Genomic DNA, 25453 nt, shown 5'->3' on the forward strand with positions numbered 1-25453 from the left:
GCGCTTTGGACCGGCCGGGCAATCCATTCGCCCCGGCTGTTCGGCCGGTGGTCGCTTCCGGCCGGTTTTGACCGGTTTTCCCTTGACGTTCCGGCGCCGGTGTTTCGTCCCCGCAGGTACGCCCAAGGTTGTTTGATTCTTCTTTTCCAGTTCTTGCAGTGGGGGACCCTGATTTATGTCTGAGTCTAAGTTTGTCGAAGTTCCGTTGTTGCCCGAGGATGCGCAGGGACGGTTTGTCTACTCCGTAGCTGAAGAGATGAAGCAGGCGTTTGAGAACGCGGCGGCACGCCTCGAAGGGCAGGCCGGCTCCCGGGCATCATTCGTGTCCACCGGTATCGAGGATTTCAAGGGCGCGTTCGCGGACATCTTCCAGGAGAACGCCGCTACTGCAGCCGTTGACGCGGCGAACCTGGCAACTGCCCTTCGCACTGTGGCCAAATATGCCGGGCAGATGATTCCGCTGGCACGCGAAGAAGATGCCAGGCGCAGGGAAAACAATGAATGGGTGTGGCGGCACAACAACCGCAGCTGGCTGGAGGAAGTCGGAGACTGGATCTGGGGGGAGGGGGAGCGGCCCAACCAGGAACGGGGACCGGCCCCGACGTTCGCACCCGCCACCGCGGTCACCGGCAGCCGCAGAACCCCGCCGTCCGGGAACGCCGGAGGCAACGGAGGCGGGACGTCCTCGGCGCGGCCGTCGAACCTGCGCAGTTTCGCGGTGGGAGCCCGGGGACTGGACGCTGAGCTGGTCGGTGCTCCCGGCAGCCTGGAAAGCCACCTGTCCACGTTTGCTGCCCAGTGCAACTGGGGCACCATCGAGGCCTCGGGGGTCCTGAGGGCCTACCGTGCGTACCTGACCGCCAACGAAAACGACGCCCGGTGGGCCATCACGGTGGCGGATGCCTTTGCCGCAGCCGGGGGAGACGGGAACGTTTCCACCCTTTCGGATGCAGCTCTTGCCGCAGCCCTGGCCGCAGCCGGTGTGGACACCAGCCGGAGCGCCCTCGCCATCGACCCGCCGACCGCGGCCGGGGCCATCCCTACCACCGGTTACGCCAATGACCCGGTGAACACGGCCACGGGTAACTTCATTGAGCCGGAAACGGACCTGGCCTTCGCCGGCAGGGCTTCCAGCCTGGCGCTGACCCGGATGTATAACTCTCTGCCTTCGGGCCTGGAATCTCCCGGCGTGTTCGGCCCGGGGTGGACGTCCGTCCTGGACCAGCACCTGGTGCTGTCGGATGAGGGCTGCCGCTGGGTCCTGGCTGACGGCCGTGCCGTGGACTTTCCCCGCGAAGGCGAGGGCTGGGGCCGCGCCGTGGGAGAGAACTTCTGGGTTGCCCGCGAACCGGCAACCACTACGCCCCTGACGGACCTGGCCCTGCCCGAGGGCAGTACCGAACTGCTGGTGGTGCGCGACAACCAGGGCGCCTGGTGGGCCTACAGCGTTACCGGCGTGTGGCTTGGCGCCGGCGCCGGTCCGGGCCGCACCATCTCCGTCCACCACGAATCTGCAGCCGACGGCGCCAACGACGCCGGTGCCTCCGCCCGGGTGTCCAGGCTTGCCCACGCCTGCGGCCGTTTCCTCGACGTGGACTACAGCGACGGCCGCGCCGCCGTCGTACGGACCTCAGACGGCCGGCGGGTGGAGTACGGCTACGACGACGCCGGCCGTCTCGTCACCGTCACTACGGAAACCGGCACCCGGACGTACCGGTGGAACGAGGCCGGCCTGATTGACGCGGTGTACTCCGCTGCCGGCGTGCTCGAAGCGGAGAACACCTACGACGAGCAGGGCCGGGTGATCCTGCAGCTGACCCAGCATGGCCGCCGCACCCGCTTCGCGTACCTGCCCGGACGGGTCACGGTTGTCTCGGATGAGGACGGCACACGCTCCAACTCCTGGATCGCCGATAGCAAGGGCCGGCTGGTCGGGGTGCTGGACTCCCACGATCAGCGCCAGTCCATGGCCTATGACCGGCACGGCAATCTGGTCTCCCTGACCGAACGCGACGGATCCGTCACCGTCCACGCCTATGACCTGCGCGGCCGCCGCATCCGTACCGTGACGCCCGAGGGTGCGGACCTGACCTACGGGTGGGACGAGCAGGACCGGATCACCACCCTGGTCACCGAATCAGGGTCCGTCGTTACCTATGAATATGCCGATGACCTTTCCCGGGATCCGTCGGTGATCCTCGATCCGCTGGGCGGTCGGACGGAGCTGACCTGGGACCGGGGGCTGCTGACCCGGGTGACCGACCCGGCCGGGGTAACCGTCGAGTTCGACTACGACAACTACGGCGACCTGATTGCCACCCGCAACGCAGTCGGGGACACGGCAAGGGTCCTCCGCGACGCAGCCGGCCGCCCGGTGGCAGCCATTACCCCCTCGGGTGCTGCCACCCGCTTCACGTACAACGCTGCCGGGCTGCTCATCCGGCGCGAGGAAGCCGACGGTGCAGTCTGGTCCTTTGAGCATGATGCCGCCGGACGGATCACGGCGTCCATCGCCCCCGACGGGGGCCGGACGGAACTGGAATACGCGGCCAATGGGGAACTGGTCCGCACCATCGACCCCCTGGGCCGGGCCATTGAGCGGGAGTTTGACGAACTGGGCAACGTCACCGCAGCCATTCTGCCCGACGGTGCCCGCTGGGGTTTCACCCATGACACCCTCTCCCGGCTCACCGGGATCACCGATCCGGCCGGGCACGACTGGATCCGGGAGTACGACAGGATCGGCAACCTCACCGCCGTCGTCGACCCCACCGGCGTCCGCTCAGAGGCGAGTACGGACCGGAAAACGGGCACGGCCACCCTCGCCAACGCGTTCTCCACCTCCACTTACAGCTTCGATGAGTACGGGCGACCCGTCCGGGCCGAAGCTCCCGACGGCTCCGCTGAGCTGATCACCTATGACGCGGCCGGGAACCCGGTGGAGCTCGTGGACGGGGAAGGCGGGCTGACCCTGCTGGGACGGGACGTCTCCGGAAAAATCACCTCCATCACCTCGCCGTCCGGGGCCGTGACCCGGTACGAGTACGACATTTGCGGACGGCCCTGGAAGACCGTCGATCCGCTGGGCGCGGTCACCGAACTGGTCTACGACGCCGACCAGCGGGTGGCAGCCCGGATTCTGCCCACCGGTGAAGCCGAAATGTTCGAGTACGACGCCGCCGGCCGCCTGGCATTACGCGTCACGCCCGGAAACGGTGCAGCCCGCTACGGCTACGACAAGGCCGGCCGGCTGAATTTCTCCCAGGACTCCTGGTACGGCACACGCCGGTTCAAGTACAACACCGCCGGAGAGCTCATCGAGTCGGTCAACGGCCTGGGCGGACGGACCCGGTTCGAGTACGACCTCCGGGGACGCCTGGTGCGGATCACCGACCCGCTGGGCGGCGTCACCGAACGTACGTACACGGAGACCGACAGCATCGCCTCGGTCCGCGACCCGCTCGGCCGGGTCACAACGTCAACCTATGATCCGGCTGGCCGGCAGCTTTCCCACACCGACCCGGACGGGAACACCACCAGCTGGTCCTATGACCGTTCCGGACAGCAGGTCACTACCTCCTACAACGGGAAGCAGCTCGCCCGCATCGAACGTGACCGGTTGTCCCGTCGGGTGGTCATCGCGGACTCAACGGCCGGGAACGGGCTCACCGTGGAGCACGAACTCGGGTTCAACCGCCGCGGCCAGCTGACCTCCCGCACCCGCGGCGCCCAGGGGCTCTCCTGGAACTACGACGCCGACGGGCACCGAATGTCCTTCACCGACACCTCCGGTACCACCACCACTTACGTTCGGGACGCCGTCGGCCGCGTGAAGACCGTGCACAACCCCCGTCTGGGGGAGGCGGCGTTCACCTATGATCCGGCAGGCCGGCTGGTTGCCGCCACAGCTGGTGCCCTGGTGCAGGAATGGCAATACCGCAACGGGTACTCTGCCGAACACAGCCGCACCGATCGGACGGATGACGGCGCGCCCGACACCACGCTGATCGGCCGGGACGGGGACGGGAGGATCACCGGCCTGACCCGTGCCGGAGCAGTGACCCGCTACGCCTATGACAACGCCGGCCAGCTGGCAGCTGCCGCCACCACCCGCGGTGAGGGAGCGGGGGCCTCCGTCCGTGCGCTGGTCTCGGAATGGCAGTACGACGCCGGCGGCCGCCTGGTGCGGGAGATGACTCCGGCCGGGCCGCGGACGTATGCCTATGACGTTGCCGGGGAACTGACCTCCGTCACGGAGCCGGACGGGGCAAGGACTGAATATGTCTATGACGGTCTCGGCCGCCGGTCGCGGCTGATTGGTCCGGACGGGTCCTGGACCGAATATTCCTGGAGTCCCACCGGTTTCCTCCAAGCGGCAGTGGAACGGGATCGCGACGGGAACGAAACCTCCCGGCATGAGGTATGGGTGGATGCTCTGGGTGAGCTGGCTTCCGTGGACGGGTGCCAGGCGTGGTGGGACACCGCGAACCCGGTCCCCACCTTGGCTGGAATTGACGGCGAGCAGGTGCTGAACCTGCCCGGCGGAATCACGGGTATTGGAGAGGCGTGGACCGCGGCGGGCTGGCGGACGGCACGTCCGACGGACCACGCCGATCCGTGGGCGGTGCTCGGAAGTCCGGTACTGCCCGAACCCGCTGGTGCAGCCGGTGCAGCCGGTGTTGCTCCCGGACTGGCAGGGGTACTCTCCGCAGGGATCCGGCTGACCGGCAACGGCGGCCTGGACATAGCGGGCCTGGAGTGGCTAGGTGCCCGCGCCTACGACCCGGCTACACGCGGTTTCCTGTCCACGGACCCGCTCGCCCCGGTCCTGGGTGCGGGCTGGGACGGCAACCCGTATTCCTATGCGGGCAACAATCCGCTTAACACCACTGACCCGACGGGTCTGCGTCCGCTCACCGATGAGGATCTGAAGGCCTACGACGCCGCGAACGGCGGTGCGCTGGCAGCGGCCTGGGACTTCGTGAAGGAGAACAAGGACTATCTGATCGGCGGTGCCATGGTGGTTGTCGGCGGCGCCCTGATGCTCAGCGGGGTCGGCGGCCCGGCGGGCCTCGCCCTCGTAGCTGCCGGTGCCGACACCATCATCCAAAAGGCAACTACGGGTTCAGTGAACTGGGGCCAGGTGGCAGTGTCCGGGGCCGTCGGCTGGATAGCCGGTCCCATCGCCGGCAAGGCCGGCCACGCCGTCGTCGCGGGTCTGAGCCGCGCAGCGGCAACCCAGGCGGGCAAGGCTGCCATCACCAACGGAGCGATTGGCGGAGTCGTCAACACGGGAATGTACCTTGTAACGAATCCCAAGGAAGACTGGTCGTGGGAGGGTGCCGGAGGTGCTCTTGCCGGTGGTGTGGTGACAGGCATGATAAGCCCGCAGGCGGGATACCTCTCCGCTCCGCTGGCGGGCATTGAAGCCAAGCTTGTCCAGTACGCGGTGGCCAGCGGCGGCGCCGTGCTGGGCGGTGGCCTGGAGAAGTACATCACCGGCGATGATTACACGCTTGCGGATATCGGCTTCGACGTTATTGGAGGAAGCGTCCTCAGCCACTTCCCAGGGGCATCACAGCTGAATCCGGGCGTTCCCGGGTGGGTGGATCATTCCCTGGCCGCCTATGCGGGAGGCCACGCATCGATAATTTCCAGCGGGCTCGAATTTGTGGCCCGTGAGATTGTCCCTTAATAAACCCGCATAGCCGCAGTGTGGGCCCGGTCTGATGTTCCCGGGACCACACACCGTTTCCGCTATTCTTGAAGGCATGAAATCGTCATGGGCAAAGTCAGGAAGTCGCCGTGGAAACTGAGAAGCAACCGGCGCCCGGGCCTGAACGCCCTGCCAGAGAGCTGAGCGAAGTGGATCTGCTGCTGGGGAAGAAAACGGTCAGGGTCATCGAAATCATGTGCCTGGCTGCCATTGCGGTCTGCGCAGGTATTGCGGTTTTTGTTTTTGCGAGCGTCCCGTTGGATACCAAATTGCCGTACAACGGGCAGTTCGGCAGGAACGGAATTCCCATGCCCATCGCGATGCTTGCCGTCTTCCTGGTCCTCACGGGCCTGTGGAGGGCAACGAAGAAGCCGGATGCACACCACCTGAGCAAGGGCGCCCGTGTGAGGGTACCGATCCTCGGAGCTGTGCTCATCCTCGCTTTCGTCGGGGCGCAGTGGGCCATGGCGCATGCAATCCTCGTTGAAGGCGGCGCCCTTCCGGCATAGCCGCCGTCCGGAGGCTAAGGAATGGCACTGAACCAAAAGAATGATGAACCGCCGGGCCATCTGACCCCTCAGGACCTTGTGCTGGGCGCGAAGGCCAGCCGATATCTTGACCTGCTGTGTCTGGCCGCCATAGCGGTCTGCGCGGGCATAGCTGTCTTCGTGGCATTCAGCGTTCCGCTCGGGACACGCATGCCTTACAGCGGGCAGTTCAGCCGGAGCGGTCTTCCCTGGCCCGTCGCTTTGGGTGTGACGCTGCTTGTCCTCTTTGGGCTCTGGCGGTCAGGTAAGAAACCGGACGCGCACCATATGGGAAAGAAGGCGCGTTTCGGCGTGTACACCCTCGGAAGCGCAATGGTGGTCGCCTGCGTTATCGGCCAGTGGATGATGGCCCGGTCGATACTCATTCAAGGCGGCGCCTGGTAAAAACGCAGGCAATGGCCCCGGATGAGAGCCGGGCCAGGGGCTTCCGCCCGATTAGCGCCGGGATCCGGGCTGCAGCAGGGGAGTGGCCCGCAGCGGGATCAGCTCACCCATGGCCAGATTGGTGTCGCAGCGCTGCACGCCGTCCACCGCCAGTATCTGCTTGTTGATCCGGAACAGGTCCTCCGCATCGGCAGCGACCACCCGCAGCAGGATGTCCGCGTCCCCGGTAAGCCCGTGCGCCTCGGTCACTTCAGGAACTTCCGCCAGATCCGCGGTAATCCGGGCCAGCGCCGGCTGATGGACATGCACGTGGACAAACGCCATCAGCGGATATCCCAACGCCGCCGGGTTGATCCGGCGTTCGAACGGCAGGAACGCCCCCTTGCGCTCCAAGCCTGCCAACCGGGCCTGCACAGTGTTGCGGGAGAGGCCAAGCACAGCAGCCAACGCCACCGCTGTGCGTTGGGGATCTTCTGCCAGCGCCAGAAGCAGGCGGCGGTCGGTGGCGTCAAGGAGCATAGTGCGCAACGCTAGCACGCCCCTTGACCGCTTTATAGGGCAGGATGCTCGGTCTTTCGGGAAATGGTTGTGCCACCTGCCGGGTGTGAGTAGGGTCACATTACCCGGGCAATGGAGCGCGGGATCAGTTCGGCCCCGCCAACCCTGGGGCCCAACCCGGAAGGATACGAATCCCAGTGTCCCTGCATACCCCGGTGCGGCACCCGGAAAACTCCGGCAGTTCCCCCACCGACCCCTATGTCCAGCTTGTTACACCGGACGGCATCCGCGTCCCCGATCCGATCTACGACCGCTGGGTCGACGATATTGACGGCGCCCGCCTCCGCGAGCTCTACCTCGACATGGCGGTCATCCGGCGCATCGATACCGAAGCCACCGCCCTGCAGCGCCAGGGTGAGCTGGGCCTGTGGCCGCCGCTGCTCGGGCAGGAAGCGTCGCAGATCGGCTCGGCCCGGGCCCTGCGCCCCTCGGACTTTGTGTTCTCCAGCTACCGCGAAAACGGAGTGGCGTACTGCCGCGGCGTGGGCATGGAGGATCTCATGCGCGTCTGGCGCGGCAACGCCGCCGCCGGCTGGGACCCGTATGCCGTGAACATGGCCCCCACCCAGGTGATCATCGGGGCCCAGGCCCTGCACGCCGCGGGGTTTGCCATGGGCATCACCCGTGACGGCACCGACGACGCCGCCATCAGCTACTTCGGTGACGGTGCCACCAGCCAGGGCGATGTCAACGAAGCCATGGTCTTCGCCGCGAGCTACAGCTCGCCGGTCATTTTCTTCTGCACGAACAACCAGTGGGCCATCTCCGAACCGGTGACCCTGCAGGCACAGGTGCCTATTGCCAACCGTGCCCCCGGATTTGGGATTCCCTCCACCCGGGTAGACGGCAATGACGTCCTGGCCGTCATGGCCGCCACCCGGGAGGCGCTGGAACGTGCGCGCTCCGGACACGGCCCGACCTTCATCGAGGCCGTCACCTACCGGATGGGCCCGCACACCACGGCCGATGACCCCACCCGGTACCGGGACGCAGCCGAGCTGGACGACTGGAAGGCCAAGGACCCGCTGACCCGGATCGAGGCGCTGCTGACGCAGATGGGACTGTTCGGCGCTGACTTCACCGCCGACGTCGCCGCAAAAACGGATGCCGCAGCGGCCGAGCTTCGGGCGGCCTGCCTGGGCATGCCTGACCCGGCGCCTGCCGATGTCTTCGCCCACGTCTATTCCGAGCCCAACTCCTGGCTGGACCGCCAGCAGGAGCAATACTCGCGCTACCTCAACGGTTTCGCGCCAGAGGAGAACCGCGCATGACCACCATGACTTTCGGCAAAGCCATCACAGCGGGTCTCCGGCGCGCGATGGAGAAGGACCCCAAGGTCCTGGTGATGGGCGAAGACGTCGGCAAGCTCGGCGGCGTTTTCCGGATTACCGACGGATTGCAGCAGGATTTCGGGCCCCAGCGCGTAGTGGACACCCCGCTGGCCGAATCCGGCATCATGGGTACCGCCGTCGGACTTGCCTTCCGCGGCTACCGTCCCGTGGTGGAGATTCAGTTCGACGGGTTCATCTATCCGGCCTTTGACCAGATTGTGTCCCAGGTAGCAAAAATGCACTACCGCACCAGGGGCGCCGTCTCACTGCCGCTGACCATCCGGGTGCCCTTCGGCGGCGGCATCGGTTCCCCGGAGCACCACTCGGAATCCCCGGAGGCGTACTTCACCCACACTTCCGGGCTGCGTGTGATCAGTGTGTCCAACCCGCAGGATGCCTACACGATGATCCAGCAGGCCATCGCCTCCAATGACCCGGTGCTCTATTTCGAGCCGAAGCGCCGCTACCACGTTAAGGGAGAAGTGGACCTGGAAGCGGAACCGGAGCTGCCCATGGGCTCGGCCCGGGTACTGACCGCCGGTACCGACGTCACCCTGGTGACCTACGGACCGCTGGTACCCACCGCGCGCGATGCGGCCGTGGCTGCCTCCGACGAGGGTGTGTCAGTGGAGGTCATCGACCTGCGCTCGCTGGCGCCCATCGACTTCGACACAGTGGAGGCCTCCGTACGGAAGACCGGCCGCCTGGTGATCACCCATGAAGCCGCGCAGTCCGGCGGCCTGGGTGCAGAGATTGCCGCCAGCATCACCGAGCGCTGCTTCAACTACCTCGAGCATGCGCCCGTGCGGGTCACCGGCTTCGACATCCCGTATCCGCCGGCACGGCTCGAATCTCACCATCTGCCGGATCTGGACCGGATCCTGGATGGTGTGGACTGTGTGCTGGACCGGCCCAGCTCCCTCTCCGCCCCCATCCTCAGCGCTGTGCCGGCGGTGGGCTGATGCTGCGCGAATTCCGCCTCCCGGATCTGGGGGAGGGGCTCACCGAGTCCGAAATCGTGAACTGGTATGTCGCCGTGGGGGACAGCGTGCAGCTGAACCAGGTGATCGCCGATGTGGAGACAGCCAAGGCAGTGGTCGAACTGCCCTCGCCGTACGCGGGTGTGGTGGCACGGCTGCACGAGCAGCCCGGGACCGTAGTGGAGGTGGGGTCACCGATAGTCTCCTTCGAAGTGCCCGCCGGAGACACTCCCGGGGATACGGACCCTGCGCCGGCAGGTGGAGCCCCCGCCAAGCGGGAGCCGAACCTGGTGGGCTATGGCGCCCTGCCCGACGCGGCCGGACGCCCGGCCCGGCGCCGGCGGTCGGTTCCGGTAGCGGCGGCATCCATGGCGCCGGCTGAACCCGTGGCGCCGGCGGCAGTTGATACGCCGAAGGACGAACCGGCTCCCGCGCCGGTGTCCTTCCCGGCCGCGGCACCCGCCGGGCCGGAGAACCCCGTGCAGGAACGTCCCCGCTCCACCCCGCCGGTCCGCAAGCTGGCCCGGGATCTCTCCGTGGACCTCACCTTGGTGCGCGGAACGGGGCCAGGCGGGCTGGTGGTGCGGGCCGACGTCGTGCGCGCCGCCTCACCGGCAGCCACACCCGACGCCGCTCCCGCCGCCGGAGTGGAGACGGTACCGGCGCCCGTGCAGGCCGTGGAGCCGGGCCGGGAGGAAAGAGTACCGGTCTCAGGTATCCGCAAGCACACCGCCGCGGCCATGGTGGCCAGTGCCTTCACGGCCCCGCACGCAACGGTTTTCCTGACCGTGGATGTCACTCCCAGCATGGAACTGCTGGCCCGGCTCCGTAAGCAACCTGCCTTCGACGGGGTCAAGCTGTCCCCGCTGACCCTTGCAGCCAAGGCTGTCTGCCTGGGATTGAAGCGTTTCCCGGCGCTGAACTCGCGGTGGGATGAGCCGGCCCGGGAGATCATCCGCTACAACTACGTCAACCTGGGTATTGCTGCTGCCACACCGCGGGGGCTGATGGTTCCCAACATCAAGGACGCGCACGCGCTTAGCCTGCACGGGCTCGCCTCAGCGGTGACGGAACTGGCGCAAACGGCACGGGAGGGGAGAACAACGCCTGCCGCGCTGAGCGGCGGAACCATCTCGATCTCCAACGTGGGGGTGTTCGGAGTGGATGCCGGAACCCCGATCCTGAATCCAGGCGAAGCCGCGATTTTGGCACTCGGGGCTGTCCGGCGGCAGCCGTGGGAGTACAACGGAGACATCGCGCTGCGGCAGGTCATGACGCTGAGCCTCTCCTTCGACCACCGGCTGGTGGACGGGGAACAGGGAGCAGGGTTCCTCAGTGAAGTGGGCGCGGTGCTGGCCGAACCGGCGCTGGCACTGGCCATGATGTAACCCGCCGGCACGGCAAAGACGAAGGGTCCGTTCCTGTGCGGAACGGGCCCTTTCGTTTTGCGGGCGCCTGCCCGGGAACTTCGGAACTAGCTCAGTTCGAGCTCGAGTTCGCGGACCACGGTGCCGCGGGCATTCGCGAAACCGCGGGTCTCACCGATAACCGTGAAGCCGTACTTTTCCAGAATGCGGATGGAGCTGACATTGTCCGCCACGGCGCGGGCACGGACCGGGCGCTCGGTGAACTCCTCAAGGAACAGGCCGACGGCGGCCGTGGTGATGCCCTGGCCCCACCGCGCCTTGTCGATCCAATAGCTGATCTCGGGAACGTCACCGTCCCGGTAGGCCAGGATGCTGCCCACTACCTCGCCGTCGGACACGATGGTCCGTACAGTGATGCTCTCGTCATTGAGGATGCTCTGCCAGTGGTGGTCAAAGACCCCGCGGTCCGCCGGGTTCTTGGCGGTGAAAGCCGCCATATGGTTGGCGCTGGGGTCCAGCTGGTGGGAGAAAAACTCCTCCAGGTCGGCGGGAACTACGGCACGAAGCTCGATCACAGCAGGTCTTTCTGCTCGGGGGATTTGTTGTCAGCCTACAAGGAGATGTGCCCGGGGAGGGCGCAAGGAAAACTACTTGGCGTTCAGGGCCGCCCACGCCATCTTATCGAGGAGCGAGCGCAGCTTCGCCGTCTCGCGGGCACCGGTGCGCCCGTGGACGGTGTGGGAGGTGGAATTGATCAGTCCGAACACGCCCTGCGCACGGTGGCGCAGCAACGGCAGGTCCGAACCGGGGTGCAGGGCTGAGAGTGCGTCCACCCACACTTCCACGTACTGGCGCTGCAGGGAACGCACCGTCCGTTCATCATCTTCAGGCAGGCTGCCAAGATCCCGGTCCTGGACCCGGATGACATCCGCCTGGCGGAGTGCAAAGTCCACCTGGAACTCCACCAGCCCGCGGAGGGCGATCTCCGGCGTCGCTGATTCGGCGACCACCGCCTTGCCGCCTTCGAGCAGGTCCCGGCTGACCCCCACCAGCAGGGCGGACAGCACGGCGGGTTTGCCGCTGAAGTGCCGGTACACCGCGGGGCCGCTGACACCGGCTGCGGCGCCCAGCTCCTCAATGGATACGCCGTTGTAGCCGCGCTCCGCAAAGAGGGAAGCAGCCGCATCAAGCATGGCGGCCCGTCGTGAGGCCTTGGCCAGGCTGCGCCCCGTCACGCGGGGCACCTCCTTTTCTGCGTCATTCTTCGCTGCGTCCATTCCCACCCTTCCGATTGGAGCGCACATTTCTTTCCATTCTGGTGGACAGACCAGTTAATAACCAATAACCTAACTTGGGTTAGGGGTTATTAACTTAGGCTTGAGGTCCGGTTGACCCTCGCAACTCGGCAGAAAGACGTCAATGGAGACACTGAAATCCGGGCTCGACACGGCAGGCAGCGGGTTCGCCAAAAACGCCGCTGCACAGCAGGAACTGGCGGCGGAACTGCGCTCGCGGCTGGCAGCGGCAGCGCTGGGCGGACCCGAGCGTTCCAGGGAACGGCATACCGGCCGCGGCAAGCTGCTGCCCCGGGACCGCGTGACCCGGCTGCTGGACCCCGGCAGCCCCTTCCTGGAAATCGCTCCGCTGGCCGCCGAAGACATGTACGACGGCGAGTGCCCCGGTGCCGGGCTGATCGCCGGTATCGGCCGGGTCTCCGGCCAGCAGGTGATGGTGCTCTCCAATGACGCCACGGTCAAGGGCGGCACCTATTACCCGATGACCGTCAAAAAACACCTCCGCGCACAGGAAATTGCGCTGGAGAACCGGCTTCCCTGCATCTATCTGGTGGACTCCGGCGGGGCATTCCTGCCCCGGCAGGACGAGGTTTTCCCGGACCGGGAACATTTCGGCAGGATTTTCTTCAATCAGGCACAGATGTCCGCGCGGAAAATTCCGCAGATTGCGGCTGTGCTGGGGTCCTGCACGGCAGGCGGCGCCTACGTTCCGGCCATGAGCGACGAAACCGTTATTGTGCGCAACCAGGGCACGATCTTCCTGGGCGGGCCTCCGCTGGTCAAGGCAGCCATCGGTGAGATTGTGACGGCAGAGGAGCTGGGCGGCGGCGAGGTGCATTCGCGCACCAGCGGCGTCACCGACCACCTGGCCGAAAACGATGCCCATGCCCTGGAGATCGTCCGCAGCATTGTGGAAACCTTCCCGCAGCAGCGGCCCGCGGAGGATCTTATTGAGACGCGGCCGCCGGCCGAAGATCCGGCCGGGATCTACGGGGCGGTCCCCACCGACCTGCAGACCCCCTACGACGTCCGTGAGCTGATTGCCCGCCTGGTGGATGCCAGCGAGTTCCACGAATTCAAAAAGGAATACGGCACCACACTGGTCACCGGATTCGCCCGGCTGCACGGCCACCGGATCGGCATTGTGGCTAACAACGGCGTGCTGTTCAGTGAATCAGCGCTCAAAGGTGCCCATTTCATCGAGCTCTGCGACCAGCGCGGCATTCCCCTGGTGTTCCTGCAGAATATTTCCGGCTTTATGGTCGGGCGGGATTACGAGGCAGGCGGCATCGCAAAAAACGGCGCCAAAATGGTCACCGCCGTGGCCACGGCCCGGGTGCCGAAGCTGACAGTGGTGGTGGGGGGCTCCTTCGGGGCCGGCAACTATTCCATGTGCGGGCGGGCCTACTCGCCGCGCTTTATGTGGATGTGGCCCGCTGCCCGCATATCCGTAATGGGCGGGGCACAGGCTTCCTCGGTCCTCGCCACGGTCAAACGCGACCAGCTCGAGGCCCGGGGTGAGGACTGGCCCGTGGAGGAAGAGGAAGCCTTCAAGGCCCCCATCCGGGACACTTACGAAACACAGGGGAGCCCGTATTACTCCACTGCGCGTCTTTGGGACGACGGCATTATCGATCCGCTCGACACCCGCACCGTCCTAGGCCTGGCACTTGATGTCTGTGCCAACGCCCCGCTGCCGGAGACCTCCTTCGGCCTGTTCCGGATGTGAGTCCCATGAGACCTCTAGAGAATCCGCTCTTTGACACCGTGCTGGTAGCCAACCGCGGCGAAATTGCCTGCCGCGTGATCCACACCCTCCGGCAGCTGGGCATCCGCTCCGTTGCGGTCTACAGCGACGACGACGCCGGTGCCCGCCACGTCCGAGAGGCAGACACGGCGGTCCGGCTGGGCCCGGCGCCCGCACGGCAAAGCTACCTGTCCGTGGACGCCGTGCTGGCCGCCTGCCGCAGCACCGGGGCGCAGGCCGTGCACCCCGGCTACGGGTTCCTCAGCGAAAACGCCGACTTTGCCCGGGCATTGGAGGACGCCGGCATCACCTTCATCGGCCCGGGAGTCCACTCCCTGGACCTGATGGGGGACAAGATCCGGGCCAAGAACCACGTCCAGGCGCACGGGGTGCCGGTGGTCCCCGGCATCGCTGAGCCGGGCCTGGATGACACCCGGCTGCTGGCAGCCGCAGCCGACGTCGGATATCCGATTCTGATCAAACCCTCCGCAGGCGGGGGAGGCAAGGGCATGCAGGCGGTCGAGCATCCGGAAGACCTGCCGGCGGCCCTGCAAACCGCCCGCCGGGTGGCCGCCTCCGCCTTCGGCGACGACACCCTGTTCCTGGAGCGCCTCGTCTCCTCGCCCCGGCACATCGAAGTGCAGGTCCTTGCGGATACGCACGGCAACGTTATCCACCTGGGCGAGCGGGAATGCTCGCTGCAGCGCCGGCATCAGAAGGTCATCGAGGAAGCTCCCTCGGTGCTGCTGGATCCCGCCACCCGGGAACGCATCGGCCAGGCTGCCTGCGACGCGGCCCGTTCCGTGGACTACACCGGAGCCGGGACCGTGGAATTCCTGGTCTCGGACGCGTCTCCGGACGAGTTCTTTTTTATGGAAATGAACACCCGGCTGCAGGTGGAACACCCGGTAACGGAAATGGTCACCGGGGTGGACCTGGTCGCGGAGCAGGTCAGGATTGCCGCCGGGCGCCCACTGTCACTGAAGCAGGAGGACGTGGTCCTCACCGGGCACGCCGTGGAGGCCCGCATCTACGCAGAGGATCCGGCCCGGGACTTCCTGCCGACGTCGGGCTCCGTGCAGTGGCTCAGCGAACCCTCCGGCGAGGGCATCCGGGTGGATTCCTCCCTGCTGCCCGGACTGGCGGTGTCCTCCAGCTATGACCCGATGCTGGCGAAGGTCATCGCCTGGGGACCGGACCGTGCCGCCGCGCTTGCGCGCCTGGACACGGCCCTGGCCGGCACCGCCGTCCTGGGCATCGGCACCAATGTGGAGTACCTGCGGCTGCTGCTGGCGGACCCTGACGTGCGGGCCGGACGGCTGGACACCACGCTGATCCAGCGCCGCCTGCCCGGGCTCCGCTTCCGCGCTGTGCAGGACCCGGAACTGGCGGCGGCCGCACTGCTGCACCTGCACTCCCTGGCCGGCTCTGCCTCACCGTGGCAGCGGGCCGACGGATGGCGGGTGGGTGGAGCGGTCGAACTTCCACTGACCTTCGCCGCACCGTCTCCGGAGGGCGCGGACGTGGAGGTGGGCGTCACCGGAACTGCGGCACAGGCCCGCCTCCGGATCGCCGGCGGCCCGGTACGCAGCGCCGCGCTGCTGGACGCGCCGGGGACACCGACCTCCCATCCCCTCGCACCGGGCAGCCGGGTGCAGCTGAGCCTGGACGGTGTGCAGCACACCTTCACGGTCGCGGCTGAACCTGGCTCCGGGGCGCTCTGGCTTGCCGGCGACGCAGACACCGGACCGTTCACGGTCCGCCTGCGGGTTCGCTCGCGCCGCGAACAACTGGACCGCCAGCTCGCGGAGGCAGGACGGGAAGCCGGGACAGCGGACCCGGTGGTGCGCTCGCCGATGCCCGGCACCGTGGTGGCCGTCGCCGTGGCAGACGGCACCCGGGTGAGCGCCGGGGACCCGCTGCTGAGCGTGGAGGCCATGAAGATGGAACACCAGCTGCGCGCTCCGGTGGACGGGGTTGTCAGCATCAGCCTCGCTCCGGGGGACCTGGTCAAGGCGGACCAGGTCCTGGCCACCCTCACACCCGAGCCGGTTCCCGCCGGCGACGAACCCAGTACAGGTCCTGCCACGGCCGTAACCCCCGAAGGAGCAGACAATGCCCGACTTTGAACTCAGCGAGGAATACCAGGACCTTTCCGACACGGTGCGTGATTTCGCCGATGAGGTCATAGCTCCCGTCTCCGCCCAGCACGACGCCGAGCACAGCTTCCCCTACAAGGTGGTGGCCCAGATGGGCGAGATGGGCCTGTTCGGGCTTCCCTTCCCGGAGGAGTACGGCGGCATGGACGGCGACTACTTCGCTCTGGCGCTCGCGCTGGAGCAGATTGCCCGGGTGGACCAGTCGGTTGCCATCACCCTGGAAGCCGGAGTGTCGCTCGGCGCGATGCCCATCTACCGCTTCGGCAACGAGGAGCAGAAGCAGCAGTGGCTGCCCCTGCTGGCCAGCGGAGAGGCCCTCGCCGGCTTCGGCCTGACCGAACGTGAAGCCGGGTCCGACGCAGGGGGGACCAAAACCACGGCCCGGCTGGAGAACGGTGAATGGGTAATCAACGGCAGCAAGGAGTTCATTACCAACTCCGGCACCGACATCACCCGGCTGGTCACCGTCACCGCCGTCACGGATACGGTGACGGAAGCGGACGGTACCTTCCGGAAAAAGATCTCCACCATCCTGGTGCCCACCGACACCCCCGGCTTCACCGCTGAAAAGCCGTACAACAAGGTGGGCTGGAATGCCTCGGACACCCACCCGCTGACCCTCACCGACGTCCGGGTCCCCGAAGCGAACCTGCTCGGAGCTCCGGGCCGCGGGTTCGCCAATTTCCTGCAGATCCTCGATGAAGGCCGCATTGCCATTGCCGCGCTGGCCACCGGCGCCGCCCAGGGCTGCGTTGAGGAATCCCTGAAATACGCCAAGGAACGCTCCGCTTTCGGGGCGCCCATCGGCACCTATCAGTCCATCTCCTTCAAGATCGCCCGGATGCAGTCCCGTGCCCACACTGCCCGGCTGGCCTACTATGACGCCGCCGCCCGGATGCTGGCCGGCAAGCCGTTCAAGACCCAGGCCGCCATGGCGAAGATGATCGCCGGCGAAGCGGCCATGGACAATGCCCGCGATGCCACCCAGATTTTCGGCGGCTACGGCTTTATGAATGACTTCCCGGTGGCCCGGCATTACCGGGATTCGAAGATCCTGGAAATCGGCGAAGGAACTACTGAGGTGCAGCTGATGCTGATTGCCCGCAGTATGGGCCTGTGAGGATGAGGAACAAGGAAGGGAACAGGGCATGATCGACAAGGTGTACCCAAGCGCGGCAGCAGCCGTGGCGGACATTCCCGACGGGGCTTCCCTCGCCGTGGGCGGCTTCGGCCTGTGCGGCATCCCGGTGGCGCTGATCGACGCACTGCACCTCCAGGGCACCACGGACCTGGAGACCGTGAGCAACAACTGCGGCGTGGATGACTGGGGCCTGGGCCGGCTGCTCGCAGACCACCGCATCCGCCGTACCGTCAGTTCCTACGTGGGGGAGAACAAGGAGTTCGCCCGTCAGTTCCTCTCCGGGGAGCTTGAAGTGGTCCTCACGCCCCAGGGCACGCTGGCGGAGAAGCTGCGCGCCGGTGGTGCGGGTATCCCGGCGTTCTATACGCCCGCCGGAGTGGGTACGCAGGTTTCCGAAGGCGGCCTGCCGCAGAAGTACGACGCCGAGGGCCTCGTGACGCTCGCCTCGGAACCAAAGGAGGTGCGCAGCTTCAACGGGGCGGACTATGTGCTGGAGGAATCCCTGACCCCGGACTTCGCCCTGGTGCATGCCGCCAAGGGGGACCGGCACGGGAACCTGGTCTTCCACGCCACGGCCATGAACTTCAACCCGCTCTGCGCCACCGCAGGCCGGATCACCATTGCCGAGGTGGAGGAACTGGTGGAACCCGGAGAGCTGGATCCGGAGCACGTTCACGTCCCGGGAATCTTTGTCCAGCGCGTGGTGCTGGCCCCGGACGTGGAGAAGCGCATTGAGAAGCGCACCGTGAGCACCCCGAACAACAAGGAGGCCTGAGATGGCACTGAGCAGGCATGAACTGGCCGCCCGGGTGGCGCGGGAGCTGCACGACGGCGAATACGTCAACCTGGGAATCGGCATGCCCACCCTGATCCCCAACTACATCCCCGACGGCGTCGAGGTGGTGCTGCACTCCGAAAACGGCATCCTCGGCGTCGGCCCCTATCCCTCCGAGGAGGCCCTGGACCCGGACCTGATCAACGCCGGCAAGGAAACAGTCACCGTCAACCGCGGTGCCTCCTTCTTCGATTCGGGTGCCTCCTTCGGCATGGTGCGCGGCGGCCACGTGGATGTGGCTGTGCTCGGAGCCATGGAAGTGGCCGCCAACGGGGACCTGGCCAACTGGATGGTTCCGGGCAAGATGGTCAAGGGCATGGGCGGGGCCATGGACCTGGTCTTCGGCGCCAAGCGGGTGATCGTGATGATGGAACACGTGGACCGGTCCGGCCGGCCCAAGATCGTGTCCGAGTGCTCCCTGCCCCTGACCGGGAAGGGGTGCGTTGACCTGATCGTCACGGACCTGGCCGTCATCGAGGTGGGGCCGGAAGGGCTGGTCCTGCGCGAGACCGCCCCGGGCGTCAGCGTTCAGGACGTGCTGGCCGCCACCGGAGCGCCGCTGGAGGTCAGTCATGGCCTCTGAGCAGACCGCCCGGAACGGCAGCGGCCCCGGGACCCAGCCGAAGGTGGTCATCCAGCGGGGGCTGTTCCTGGACGAACTCGAGGCGGGTACGGTCTATCAGCACCGGCCGGGCCGCACAGTCACCGAGGCGGACAACGTCCTGTTCACCACGCTGACCATGAACACCCAAGGCCTGCACCTGGACGCCGCCTTCAGTGCCACGGCGCCGTTTGGGCAGCGGCTGGTGAACTCCATGCTGACGCTCTCCACCATTGTGGGACAGTCCGTGGGCCAGCTGACCCAGGGCACCCTGGTGGCCCAGCTGGGCATGACGGACATCAGGTTCCCGCATCCGCTGTTCCACGGCGACACCTTGTACGGCGAAACCCTCGTGGCCGGTACCCGGCTTTCCGCCTCCCGGCCCGGGCAGGGGATCGCGGAGTTCGAGCACACCGGGCGGAACCAGGACGGTGAGGTGGTGGCAACCTTCCGCCGAACGGCACTGATGTGGACCTCCGAGGGTTTTGCCGCGCAGGAACAGGCCGCCGGACCGCGATAGGTTGTAAAAGCACAGCCGTGACAGGAGTAACTGCTGTGGAAGAAACCGGTAACCGGAGTATCAAGGAGTTCAGCCAATGACGACCTTCCCCATGGGACCCGCACTGCTTTTCTGCCCGGGGGACCGCCCGGAACGTTTCGGCAAAGCCGCCGAGCGGGCCGACGCCGTCATCGTGGACCTGGAGGACGCCGTGGCGCCGCGGGACAAGGACGCCGCCCGGAAGAACCTGCTGGCTGCGGACCTGAACCCGGCAACCACCATCGTGAGGGTCAACCCGCTGGGTACCGAGGACTTCGCCAAGGACCTTGCCGTCCTGCAGGAAACCCCGTACCGCACCGTCATGCTGGCCAAGGCAGAGGACGCCGCTGCCGTGGCCGAGGCGCTCGCAGGCTTCACCGTGGTGGCACTGCTGGAAACCGCCCTCGGCGTTGTGCGGGCGGCTGAGATCGCTGCCGCGGAGAACGTGGCGGCGCTGATGTGGGGTGCGGAGGATTTGCTGGCCTCCCTCGGCGGGGAGTCCAGCCGCCGGGAGGACGGGTCCTACCGCAGCGTTGCCGTCCAGGCCCGGTCCACCGTGCTGCTGGCCGCCGGGGCCTTCGGTAAGGGTGCCATTGACTCGATCTACGGAAACATCCCGGACGTGGAAGGGCTGGAACTGGAGGCCAGGGACGCCGTCGCCTCGGGCTTCGCTGCCAAGGCCTGCATCCACCCGGGACAGGTCGCGGCAGTACGAGCCGCCTATGCTCCGGACCCCGCGGACGTGACCTACGCCGAACAGGTCCTCGCCGAAGCCAAAAACCACGGAGGAGTCTTTAACTTCCGCGGGAACATGATCGACGGGCCGCTGCTGAAGCAGGCCGAGCAGACACTGCGCCGTGCCCGCCCATAGCGCGCCGCCGGGCGTAGGGAATCATCCGCGGACGGGAGCCGTTGAGTTGTCATGCGCATAGTCATAGCCGGAGCCCACGGAAGGATCGCCCGCGAACTGGGCCGCCTGCTGGCCGCAGACGGCCACGATGTTGCCGGCCTGATCCGCAATCCGGAGCAGGCAGCTGACCTGGAACACGACCACGTTGCCCCGGTTATCCTGGATCTGGAAAACAGCACCCTGGAAGACCTGGTGCAGGTGCTGACCGGTGCTGACGCCGCAGTGTTTGCCGCCGGGGCGGGCCCCGGCAGCGGCGCCGCCCGCAAGGACAGTGTGGACCGTGCAGCTGCCGTGCTGCTGGCTGAAGCCGCGGAGCAGGCCGGTGCCGGCCGTTTCCTTCAGGTGTCCTCCGCCGGACTCGATGCCGTCCGGGACGGCAGGCGCCGGGAGGAGCTGGACGAGGTGATGTATGCGTATCTGGTGGCCAAGCTGGCCGCCGAGGAAGACCTGATGGCACGCAGCCAGCTCGACTGGACCATTGTGCGCCCCGGCATTCTCACCAATGACGCAGGGGAGGGGCTGGTAGAGCTGGCACCGGAGGTGCCGTACGCATCGATCCCGCGCCACGACGTCGCCGCGGTCCTGGCGGAACTGCTGCGCACCGGTGCCGGCGTCCACCAGGCACTGGGCCTGGTCACCGGCACCACTCCCATCCCTGACGCCGTGCAGGCACTGCAGCCCGGCAGATAGGGAAAGGGCCCCGGCAAGCGGCTCGGCGGCCCGGGACCCGGTATCCCGCCCCAGCCGGCCCGCTGGGGGATACTGGAAGCATGCAGCAGACGCCCAGCACCGCATCCAGCACCACATCCAGCCCGGCACCGGCCAGCACGGCCTATGACTACGTGCTTGACCACCGGCCGGCGCCGGACGGCGGAGCTCCCCGGCGGGTGGTGCTGCTCGGGTCCACCGGCTCCATCGGCACGCAGGCCATCGACGTCGCAGACGGTGCACCGGAGCGGTTCCGCATTGTGGCCCTGGCCGCCGGCGGATCCAACCTGGACCTGCTGGCCCGCCAGGCCGTACATACCCGGGCCGAAGCCGTCGGCTGCGCCGCCGTCGACCTGCCCACGCTGCGCCGGCATATCGGCGAGGCCGCTGCAGCCGCCGGCGTCACCGGCTATGACCCGGACCTTTTTGTCGGCGGGTCCGCGGCCACCGCTGTTGCCGCCTGGCCCGCAGCCGACGTCGTCCTGAACGGCATCACCGGCTCCATCGGCCTGGAGCCGACGCTGGCTGCCCTGGCCGCGGGCCACCTGCTGGCCCTGGCCAATAAGGAGTCCCTGATTGTGGGCGGTGAGCTGGTGAAGCGGGCGGCGGCTCCCGGGCAGCTTGTCCCGGTGGACTCCGAGCATTCAGCCCTCGCCCAGGCGCTTCGCTCGGGCACCTATGCGGAGGTGGACCGGCTGGTGGTCACGGCGTCGGGCGGACCCTTCCGGGGACTGAAGCGCAGCGACCTGGCCCATGTCACCCCGGAACAGGCGTTGGCCCATCCCACCTGGAAAATGGGCCGGATGGTGACCACCAACTCGGCCACCATGGTGAACAAGGCACTCGAGGTTATCGAAGCGCATCTGCTCTTCGACATCCCGCTGGAACGGATCGACGTTGTGGTCCATCCGCAGTCGATAGTGCACTCCATGGTCCAGTTCGTGGACGGATCCACCCTTGCCCAGGCATCCCCGCCGGATATGCGGCTGCCGATTGCCCTGGGCATGGGCTGGCCGCACCGCGTGCCCGGCGCTGCCACGCCGTGTGACTGGACCAAAGCCGCTCAGTGGACGTTCGAGCCGCTGGACGAGGAAGCATTCCCCGCCGTCGCCCTGGCCAAACGCGCCGCCGCAGCGGGCGGAACCGGCATGGCGGTCTACAACGCGGCGAACGAGGAAGCCGTGGACGCTTTCCACGACGGACTCATCGGATTCACAGACATAGTTGATACGATCGCCGCCGTGCTGGAAGAGTCCCCGGACTCCGGGCCGCTTACCCTGGAGTCGCTGCTGGCAGCGGAGACGTGGGCACGCGGCGCTGCACGGGCGCGTTGTGGAAGATAGCGACCCTGCGACCTCCCGGCACGCGTTGGAACCAGGTGCAGTTCAAATGAAGGAAGCCCGTTGACCATTCTGCTTTTCATCCTCGGCGTACTCTTCGTGGCGGTGGGCATCGCCGTGTCCATCGCCCTGCACGAGGTAGGACACCTGCTGCCGGCCAAGGCCTTCAAGGTGCGCGTTACGCAGTACATGATCGGCTTCGGGCCCACCGTTTTCTCCCGCACCCGGGGAGAAACCGAATACGGCGTCAAGGCACTGCCGCTGGGCGGCTACGTCTCCATGGTCGGGATGTTCCCGCCCAACAAGGAAGCCGCCGAGGACGGCACCGTGCGTAAATCCAGCACCGGAATGTTCCAGCAGCTGGCCACCGAGGCACGCCAGGCCGAAACGGACCGGCTGGTGGAAGGCGATGAGAACCGGGTCTTCTACAAACTGCCGATCTACAAACGCATCATCATTATGCTTGGCGGGCCGCTGATGAACCTGCTGATCGGCGTCGTGCTCTTTGCGGTGCTGCTGATGGGCTTCGGCACCGCGCAGACCACCACCACCCTGGCCTCCGTGAACCAGTGCGTGATTTCCGCCGAGCAGCAGGCCGCCACCGGGCAGACCGAGTGCACGGCCGAGGACCCTGCAGCCCCGGCTTACGAGGCCGGCCTCCTCCCGGGGGACACCATCACGGTGTTCGACGGCAGGGAAGTCACGTCCTGGGATGAACTCTCATCCTGGATCCGTGACGCCGCCGGGCGGAGCGTCCCGCTCACCTACGTCCGCGACGGTGAGGAACGGCAGACCAGCATTACCCCGCTGCTCACGGAGCGGCCGGTGGTGGGCGAGGACGGCACCGCGCAGACGGACGAGGACGGCAAGTACCTCACGCAGGAGGTCGGGTTCATCGGCGTGGGTGCTGAACAGGCACTTGTAAACCAGCCTGCCAGCGCAGTGCTGCCGGCGGTGGGGGAGAACCTGGTCAACATCGGCGGCGTGGTGATCAACCTTCCGCAGCGGCTGGTGGATGTGGCGCAGGCCGCCTTCTCCTCGGAGGAACGGGACCCGAACGGACCCATGAGCGTGGTGGGCGTTGGACGCATCGCCGGCGAAATCTCCTCGCAGGACGTCATTCCGGTGGAATCCCGGGTGGCGACACTGATCGGGCTGGTGGGCAGCGTGAACCTGGCGCTGTTTGTGTTCAACCTGATTCCGCTGCTGCCCCTGGACGGCGGCCACGTAGCGGGAGCGCTCTGGGAAGGCCTGCGCCGGCGTGTCGCCAAGCTTTTCCACCGGCAGGATCCGGGGCCATTCGATATGGCCAGGATGCTGCCCGTGACCTACGCCGTGGCCGTGCTCCTGATGGGTATGGGGGCACTGCTGATCTATGCGGACATTGTGAAGCCGGTGAGCCTGTTCAACTAGGTGCGTTGGCCGCTTTTCGGCCCCGTCCGCTTCGGTGCCCGGAACGGCGGCAACGAAATCCCTTGCTCGCAGAGTTCGCCGGGATATTAAAGCCGCCTAACCCGGGTGCCTGCGCGGTCCTGTGGGCCTGCTGATAGCGGTGGTGTTCGCTGCCGTCGTGCTATGCCGGCCCGGGTACGGGTGGGACCGACCCGAAAGCGTACAGATCCGGCCGAGCGCCGTGCTGGCGTCCTGCCGGGAACCGGACCGGCCCCTGGCATGCCTGGCCGGGCAGGGAGTACCCACAGGGTAGTCCCCGTCTGCAGGGATCGACCTTGGCGCACAGCGTCCCACTGACTGGGGCTGGAGAGCACGAGCGGGAACTCAAGGGCCACAGCAGCCCCACTGCGTGGGAAGCTGTGTCCGCCTTCCGCCGCCGGGTCCGTCCCCCGATGCACAGCCTATGGTTCAATAGCGAATGAACCCGTAAGAGGTTGCAATTTGAATTACATACGCTTACGGTTGCAAAATGTTTGTCCTCACGATTGATCAGCGCAACAGCCAGGGAAGCGGAGACCGCGTCCCGGATCTTTTGGCTGCCTTGGCGGACCTGCCCATGGTGCTGGGTTTCGAGCGGTCGGTGGGAGATGAGATCCAAGGTATATGCGGCAGCGCTGAAACCGCCGTCGACGCCACACTGCAGGTCCTGCGGTACGGGAACTGGTACGTGGGAATCGGCGTGGGCGCGGTCCACGAACCCTTGCCGCACAGTCCCCGTGAGGCGGGTGGCCCGGCCTTGGTTGCCGCCCGGCGCGCCGTCGACCGGGCCAAGAAAACGGGGGACCGGCCAGCGGTCGCGGTGGAAGGTTCGCCCGGCGCTCCGGAGGCGGAAGCGGTGCTGGTTCTCCTGGGCAGGCTGGTAACCGGGCGCACCGAGGCTGAATGGCGGATCCTGCAACACGTCGAGCCCGGCAAATGGGGAGCTCAGACCGCGGCCGCCCGTATGCTCGGCATCAGCTCCCAGGCGGTGAGCAAGGCGGTAGCGCGCTCCGGCTGGCAGGAAGAATGGGCCGCCCGGCCGGCTGCCGCCGTCCTCCTGCAGCGCGCGGAGGAGCTCGCTGCAGCCCCTGCTGAGAGTTCGGCCGCGGGGCCGACAGGAGACGGAACGGATACGAAGGTGGACAGGCAGTGACTTTCCTGTGGGTGGTACTCGCACTGCTGGCCGCAGCAGCGCTCGGCTGGCCGGTGACTGCCGGCGTGCTCCGGCTTGCCCGCGACGTCGGTAACCCGCCGCCCCCGCCCCCCGCCGTCCTTCGCGGCGGGCTGGCCATCGGCATGCTGGAACGGCTGGCCGTAGCCGCTGCCGTCCTGGCCGACGAACCGGTGGCCATCGCCTACGTCGTGGCGGTCAAGGGCCTGGGGCGCTATGCGGAGCTGAAGGAAACCCCCGCCGCGGCGGAGCGCTTCATTATCGGCACACTGACCTCCATGCTCTGGGCTGCGGCTGTAGCAGTGCCCGTCCGGCTCTTTCTGCTGCAGGCCGCCTGACCGGCACCGGCCCGGGCATCCCTTAGGCTTGTGGCTATGAGTATTTTTGCAGTTGAGTATGTCTACGACGCCGATTCCTCCGAACTGCGGAACGAGCACCGTCCCGCCCACCGTGAGTGGCTGCAGCGGCTGGCAGACGAAGGCCGCGTACTCTCCGCCGGCGCTTTCGAAGACGGCGCCGGTGCGCTGCTGCTGGTGGCAGCTGCAGATGAAGCAGGCCTGCATGAGCTGCTGAAGGAAGATCCGTTTGCCAGCGTGGGAGCCATTTCCGGCATGAAGACCACCGCGTGGAAGCCGGCGATCGGCGCCTTTGCCGATCACGCCTAACCGGGCCGCTAAGCCCTGAGTGATATTC

At 66.9% G+C, this 25453-nt stretch carries 22 protein-coding genes; 19 read left to right on the top strand and 3 right to left on the bottom strand.

The genetic code is table 11. The features are described from left to right. Positions 1–175: 175 nt before the first annotated feature. From MUK71_RS05775 to MUK71_RS05785, 3 genes are all read left to right on the top strand, one after another. Positions 176–5695 carry a DUF6531 domain-containing protein gene (locus tag MUK71_RS05775; RefSeq protein ID WP_227928979.1) on the top strand — a complete coding sequence of 1840 codons (5520 nt, stop codon included), beginning with the start codon at positions 176–178 and terminating at the stop codon, positions 5693–5695. Positions 5696–5805: 110 nt separating this feature from the next. Then, positions 5806–6225: a hypothetical protein gene (locus tag MUK71_RS05780; protein ID WP_227904380.1), complete on the top strand. Its 420-nt coding sequence runs from the start codon at positions 5806–5808 to the stop codon at positions 6223–6225. 21 nt (positions 6226–6246) lie between these two features. Next, positions 6247–6648 (top strand): hypothetical protein, encoded by a 402-nt coding sequence (locus MUK71_RS05785; protein ID WP_227904381.1) that lies wholly within the window; start codon positions 6247–6249, stop codon positions 6646–6648. Between the two features lie 51 nt (positions 6649–6699). Here the strand turns inward: MUK71_RS05785 and MUK71_RS05790 are convergent, their stop codons facing one another. Continuing rightward, positions 6700–7167, bottom strand: a complete 468-nt coding sequence (locus MUK71_RS05790; RefSeq protein ID WP_227904382.1) for an Lrp/AsnC family transcriptional regulator — start codon at positions 7165–7167, stop codon at positions 6700–6702. 182 nt (positions 7168–7349) lie between these two features. Here MUK71_RS05790 and pdhA point away from each other — a divergent pair, with 182 nt between their 5' ends. From pdhA to MUK71_RS05805, 3 genes are read left to right on the top strand one after another with little or no spacing between them, the layout of a single operon-like run. Continuing rightward, positions 7350–8477 carry a pyruvate dehydrogenase (acetyl-transferring) E1 component subunit alpha gene (gene pdhA / locus MUK71_RS05795; protein ID WP_227929051.1) on the top strand — a complete coding sequence of 376 codons (1128 nt, stop codon included), beginning with the start codon at positions 7350–7352 and terminating at the stop codon, positions 8475–8477. Next, entirely contained in the window at positions 8474–9499 is a 1026-nt protein-coding gene (locus MUK71_RS05800) for an alpha-ketoacid dehydrogenase subunit beta (protein ID WP_227928980.1), read from the top strand. The genes pdhA and MUK71_RS05800 overlap by 4 nt, the downstream gene beginning before the upstream one ends. After that, positions 9499–10905 (top strand): dihydrolipoamide acetyltransferase family protein, encoded by a 1407-nt coding sequence (locus MUK71_RS05805; RefSeq protein ID WP_227928981.1) that lies wholly within the window; start codon positions 9499–9501, stop codon positions 10903–10905. Before MUK71_RS05800 ends, MUK71_RS05805 begins: the two co-directional genes overlap by 1 nt. An 86-nt stretch (positions 10906–10991) precedes the next feature. On the opposite strand, the gene MUK71_RS05810 is transcribed toward MUK71_RS05805, so the two are convergent. Both MUK71_RS05810 and MUK71_RS05815 read right to left on the bottom strand, forming a co-directional pair. Next, positions 10992–11459, bottom strand: a complete 468-nt coding sequence (locus MUK71_RS05810) for a GNAT family N-acetyltransferase (RefSeq protein WP_227904385.1) — start codon at positions 11457–11459, stop codon at positions 10992–10994. A 72-nt stretch (positions 11460–11531) separates the two neighbouring features. Further along, a complete protein-coding gene (locus tag MUK71_RS05815) occupies positions 11532–12161 on the bottom strand; it encodes a TetR/AcrR family transcriptional regulator (protein WP_231709982.1) in 630 nt (209 codons plus the stop codon). Between the two features lie 142 nt (positions 12162–12303). Here MUK71_RS05815 and MUK71_RS05820 point away from each other — a divergent pair, with 142 nt between their 5' ends. The 13 genes from MUK71_RS05820 (at position 12304) to MUK71_RS05880 (ending at position 25425) form a co-directional block, all read left to right on the top strand. Beyond that, positions 12304–13908, top strand: a complete 1605-nt coding sequence (locus MUK71_RS05820) for a carboxyl transferase domain-containing protein (protein WP_227928982.1) — start codon at positions 12304–12306, stop codon at positions 13906–13908. 5 nt (positions 13909–13913) lie between these two features. Further along, complete coding sequence (locus MUK71_RS05825; protein WP_227928983.1) at positions 13914–16055, top strand: ATP-binding protein; 2142 nt, start codon at positions 13914–13916, stop codon at positions 16053–16055. Next, complete coding sequence (locus MUK71_RS05830; protein WP_227904388.1) at positions 16042–17205, top strand: acyl-CoA dehydrogenase family protein; 1164 nt, start codon at positions 16042–16044, stop codon at positions 17203–17205. The genes MUK71_RS05825 and MUK71_RS05830 overlap by 14 nt, the downstream gene beginning before the upstream one ends. A 28-nt stretch (positions 17206–17233) precedes the next feature. After that, positions 17234–18001 (top strand): CoA transferase subunit A, encoded by a 768-nt coding sequence (locus tag MUK71_RS05835; RefSeq protein ID WP_227928984.1) that lies wholly within the window; start codon positions 17234–17236, stop codon positions 17999–18001. A 1-nt stretch (position 18002) separates the two neighbouring features. Then, on the top strand, positions 18003–18644 hold the full coding sequence (locus MUK71_RS05840) for a CoA transferase subunit B (RefSeq protein WP_227928985.1): 642 nt from the start codon (positions 18003–18005) through the stop codon (positions 18642–18644). Continuing rightward, a complete protein-coding gene (locus tag MUK71_RS05845; RefSeq protein ID WP_227928986.1) occupies positions 18634–19182 on the top strand; it encodes a MaoC family dehydratase in 549 nt (182 codons plus the stop codon). The genes MUK71_RS05840 and MUK71_RS05845 overlap by 11 nt, the downstream gene beginning before the upstream one ends. Before the next feature lie 76 nt (positions 19183–19258). Beyond that, complete coding sequence (locus MUK71_RS05850) at positions 19259–20071, top strand: HpcH/HpaI aldolase/citrate lyase family protein (protein WP_227904392.1); 813 nt, start codon at positions 19259–19261, stop codon at positions 20069–20071. A 51-nt stretch (positions 20072–20122) separates the two neighbouring features. Then, entirely contained in the window at positions 20123–20800 is a 678-nt protein-coding gene (locus MUK71_RS05855) for an NAD(P)H-binding protein (RefSeq protein WP_227928987.1), read from the top strand. An 80-nt stretch (positions 20801–20880) separates the two neighbouring features. Further along, the gene (gene dxr, locus MUK71_RS05860; protein WP_227904394.1) at positions 20881–22161 is read left to right on the top strand and encodes a 1-deoxy-D-xylulose-5-phosphate reductoisomerase; all 1281 of its coding nucleotides are present in this window, start codon (positions 20881–20883) and stop codon (positions 22159–22161) included. A 60-nt stretch (positions 22162–22221) separates the two neighbouring features. After that, on the top strand, positions 22222–23571 hold the full coding sequence (locus tag MUK71_RS05865) for a M50 family metallopeptidase (protein ID WP_227928988.1): 1350 nt from the start codon (positions 22222–22224) through the stop codon (positions 23569–23571). A 508-nt stretch (positions 23572–24079) separates the two neighbouring features. Further along, on the top strand, positions 24080–24742 hold the full coding sequence (locus tag MUK71_RS05870) for a MarR family transcriptional regulator (RefSeq protein WP_227928989.1): 663 nt from the start codon (positions 24080–24082) through the stop codon (positions 24740–24742). Further along, positions 24739–25098 carry a hypothetical protein gene (locus MUK71_RS05875; RefSeq protein WP_227928990.1) on the top strand — a complete coding sequence of 120 codons (360 nt, stop codon included), beginning with the start codon at positions 24739–24741 and terminating at the stop codon, positions 25096–25098. Before MUK71_RS05870 ends, MUK71_RS05875 begins: the two co-directional genes overlap by 4 nt. A gap of 36 nt (positions 25099–25134) precedes the next feature. Beyond that, positions 25135–25425 carry a YciI family protein gene (locus MUK71_RS05880; RefSeq protein ID WP_227904398.1) on the top strand — a complete coding sequence of 97 codons (291 nt, stop codon included), beginning with the start codon at positions 25135–25137 and terminating at the stop codon, positions 25423–25425. The last annotated feature ends 28 nt before the right edge of the window (positions 25426–25453 follow it).

The organism is Arthrobacter zhangbolii (assembly GCF_022869865.1).
Lineage (GTDB): Bacteria > Actinomycetota > Actinomycetes > Actinomycetales > Micrococcaceae > Arthrobacter_B > Arthrobacter_B zhangbolii.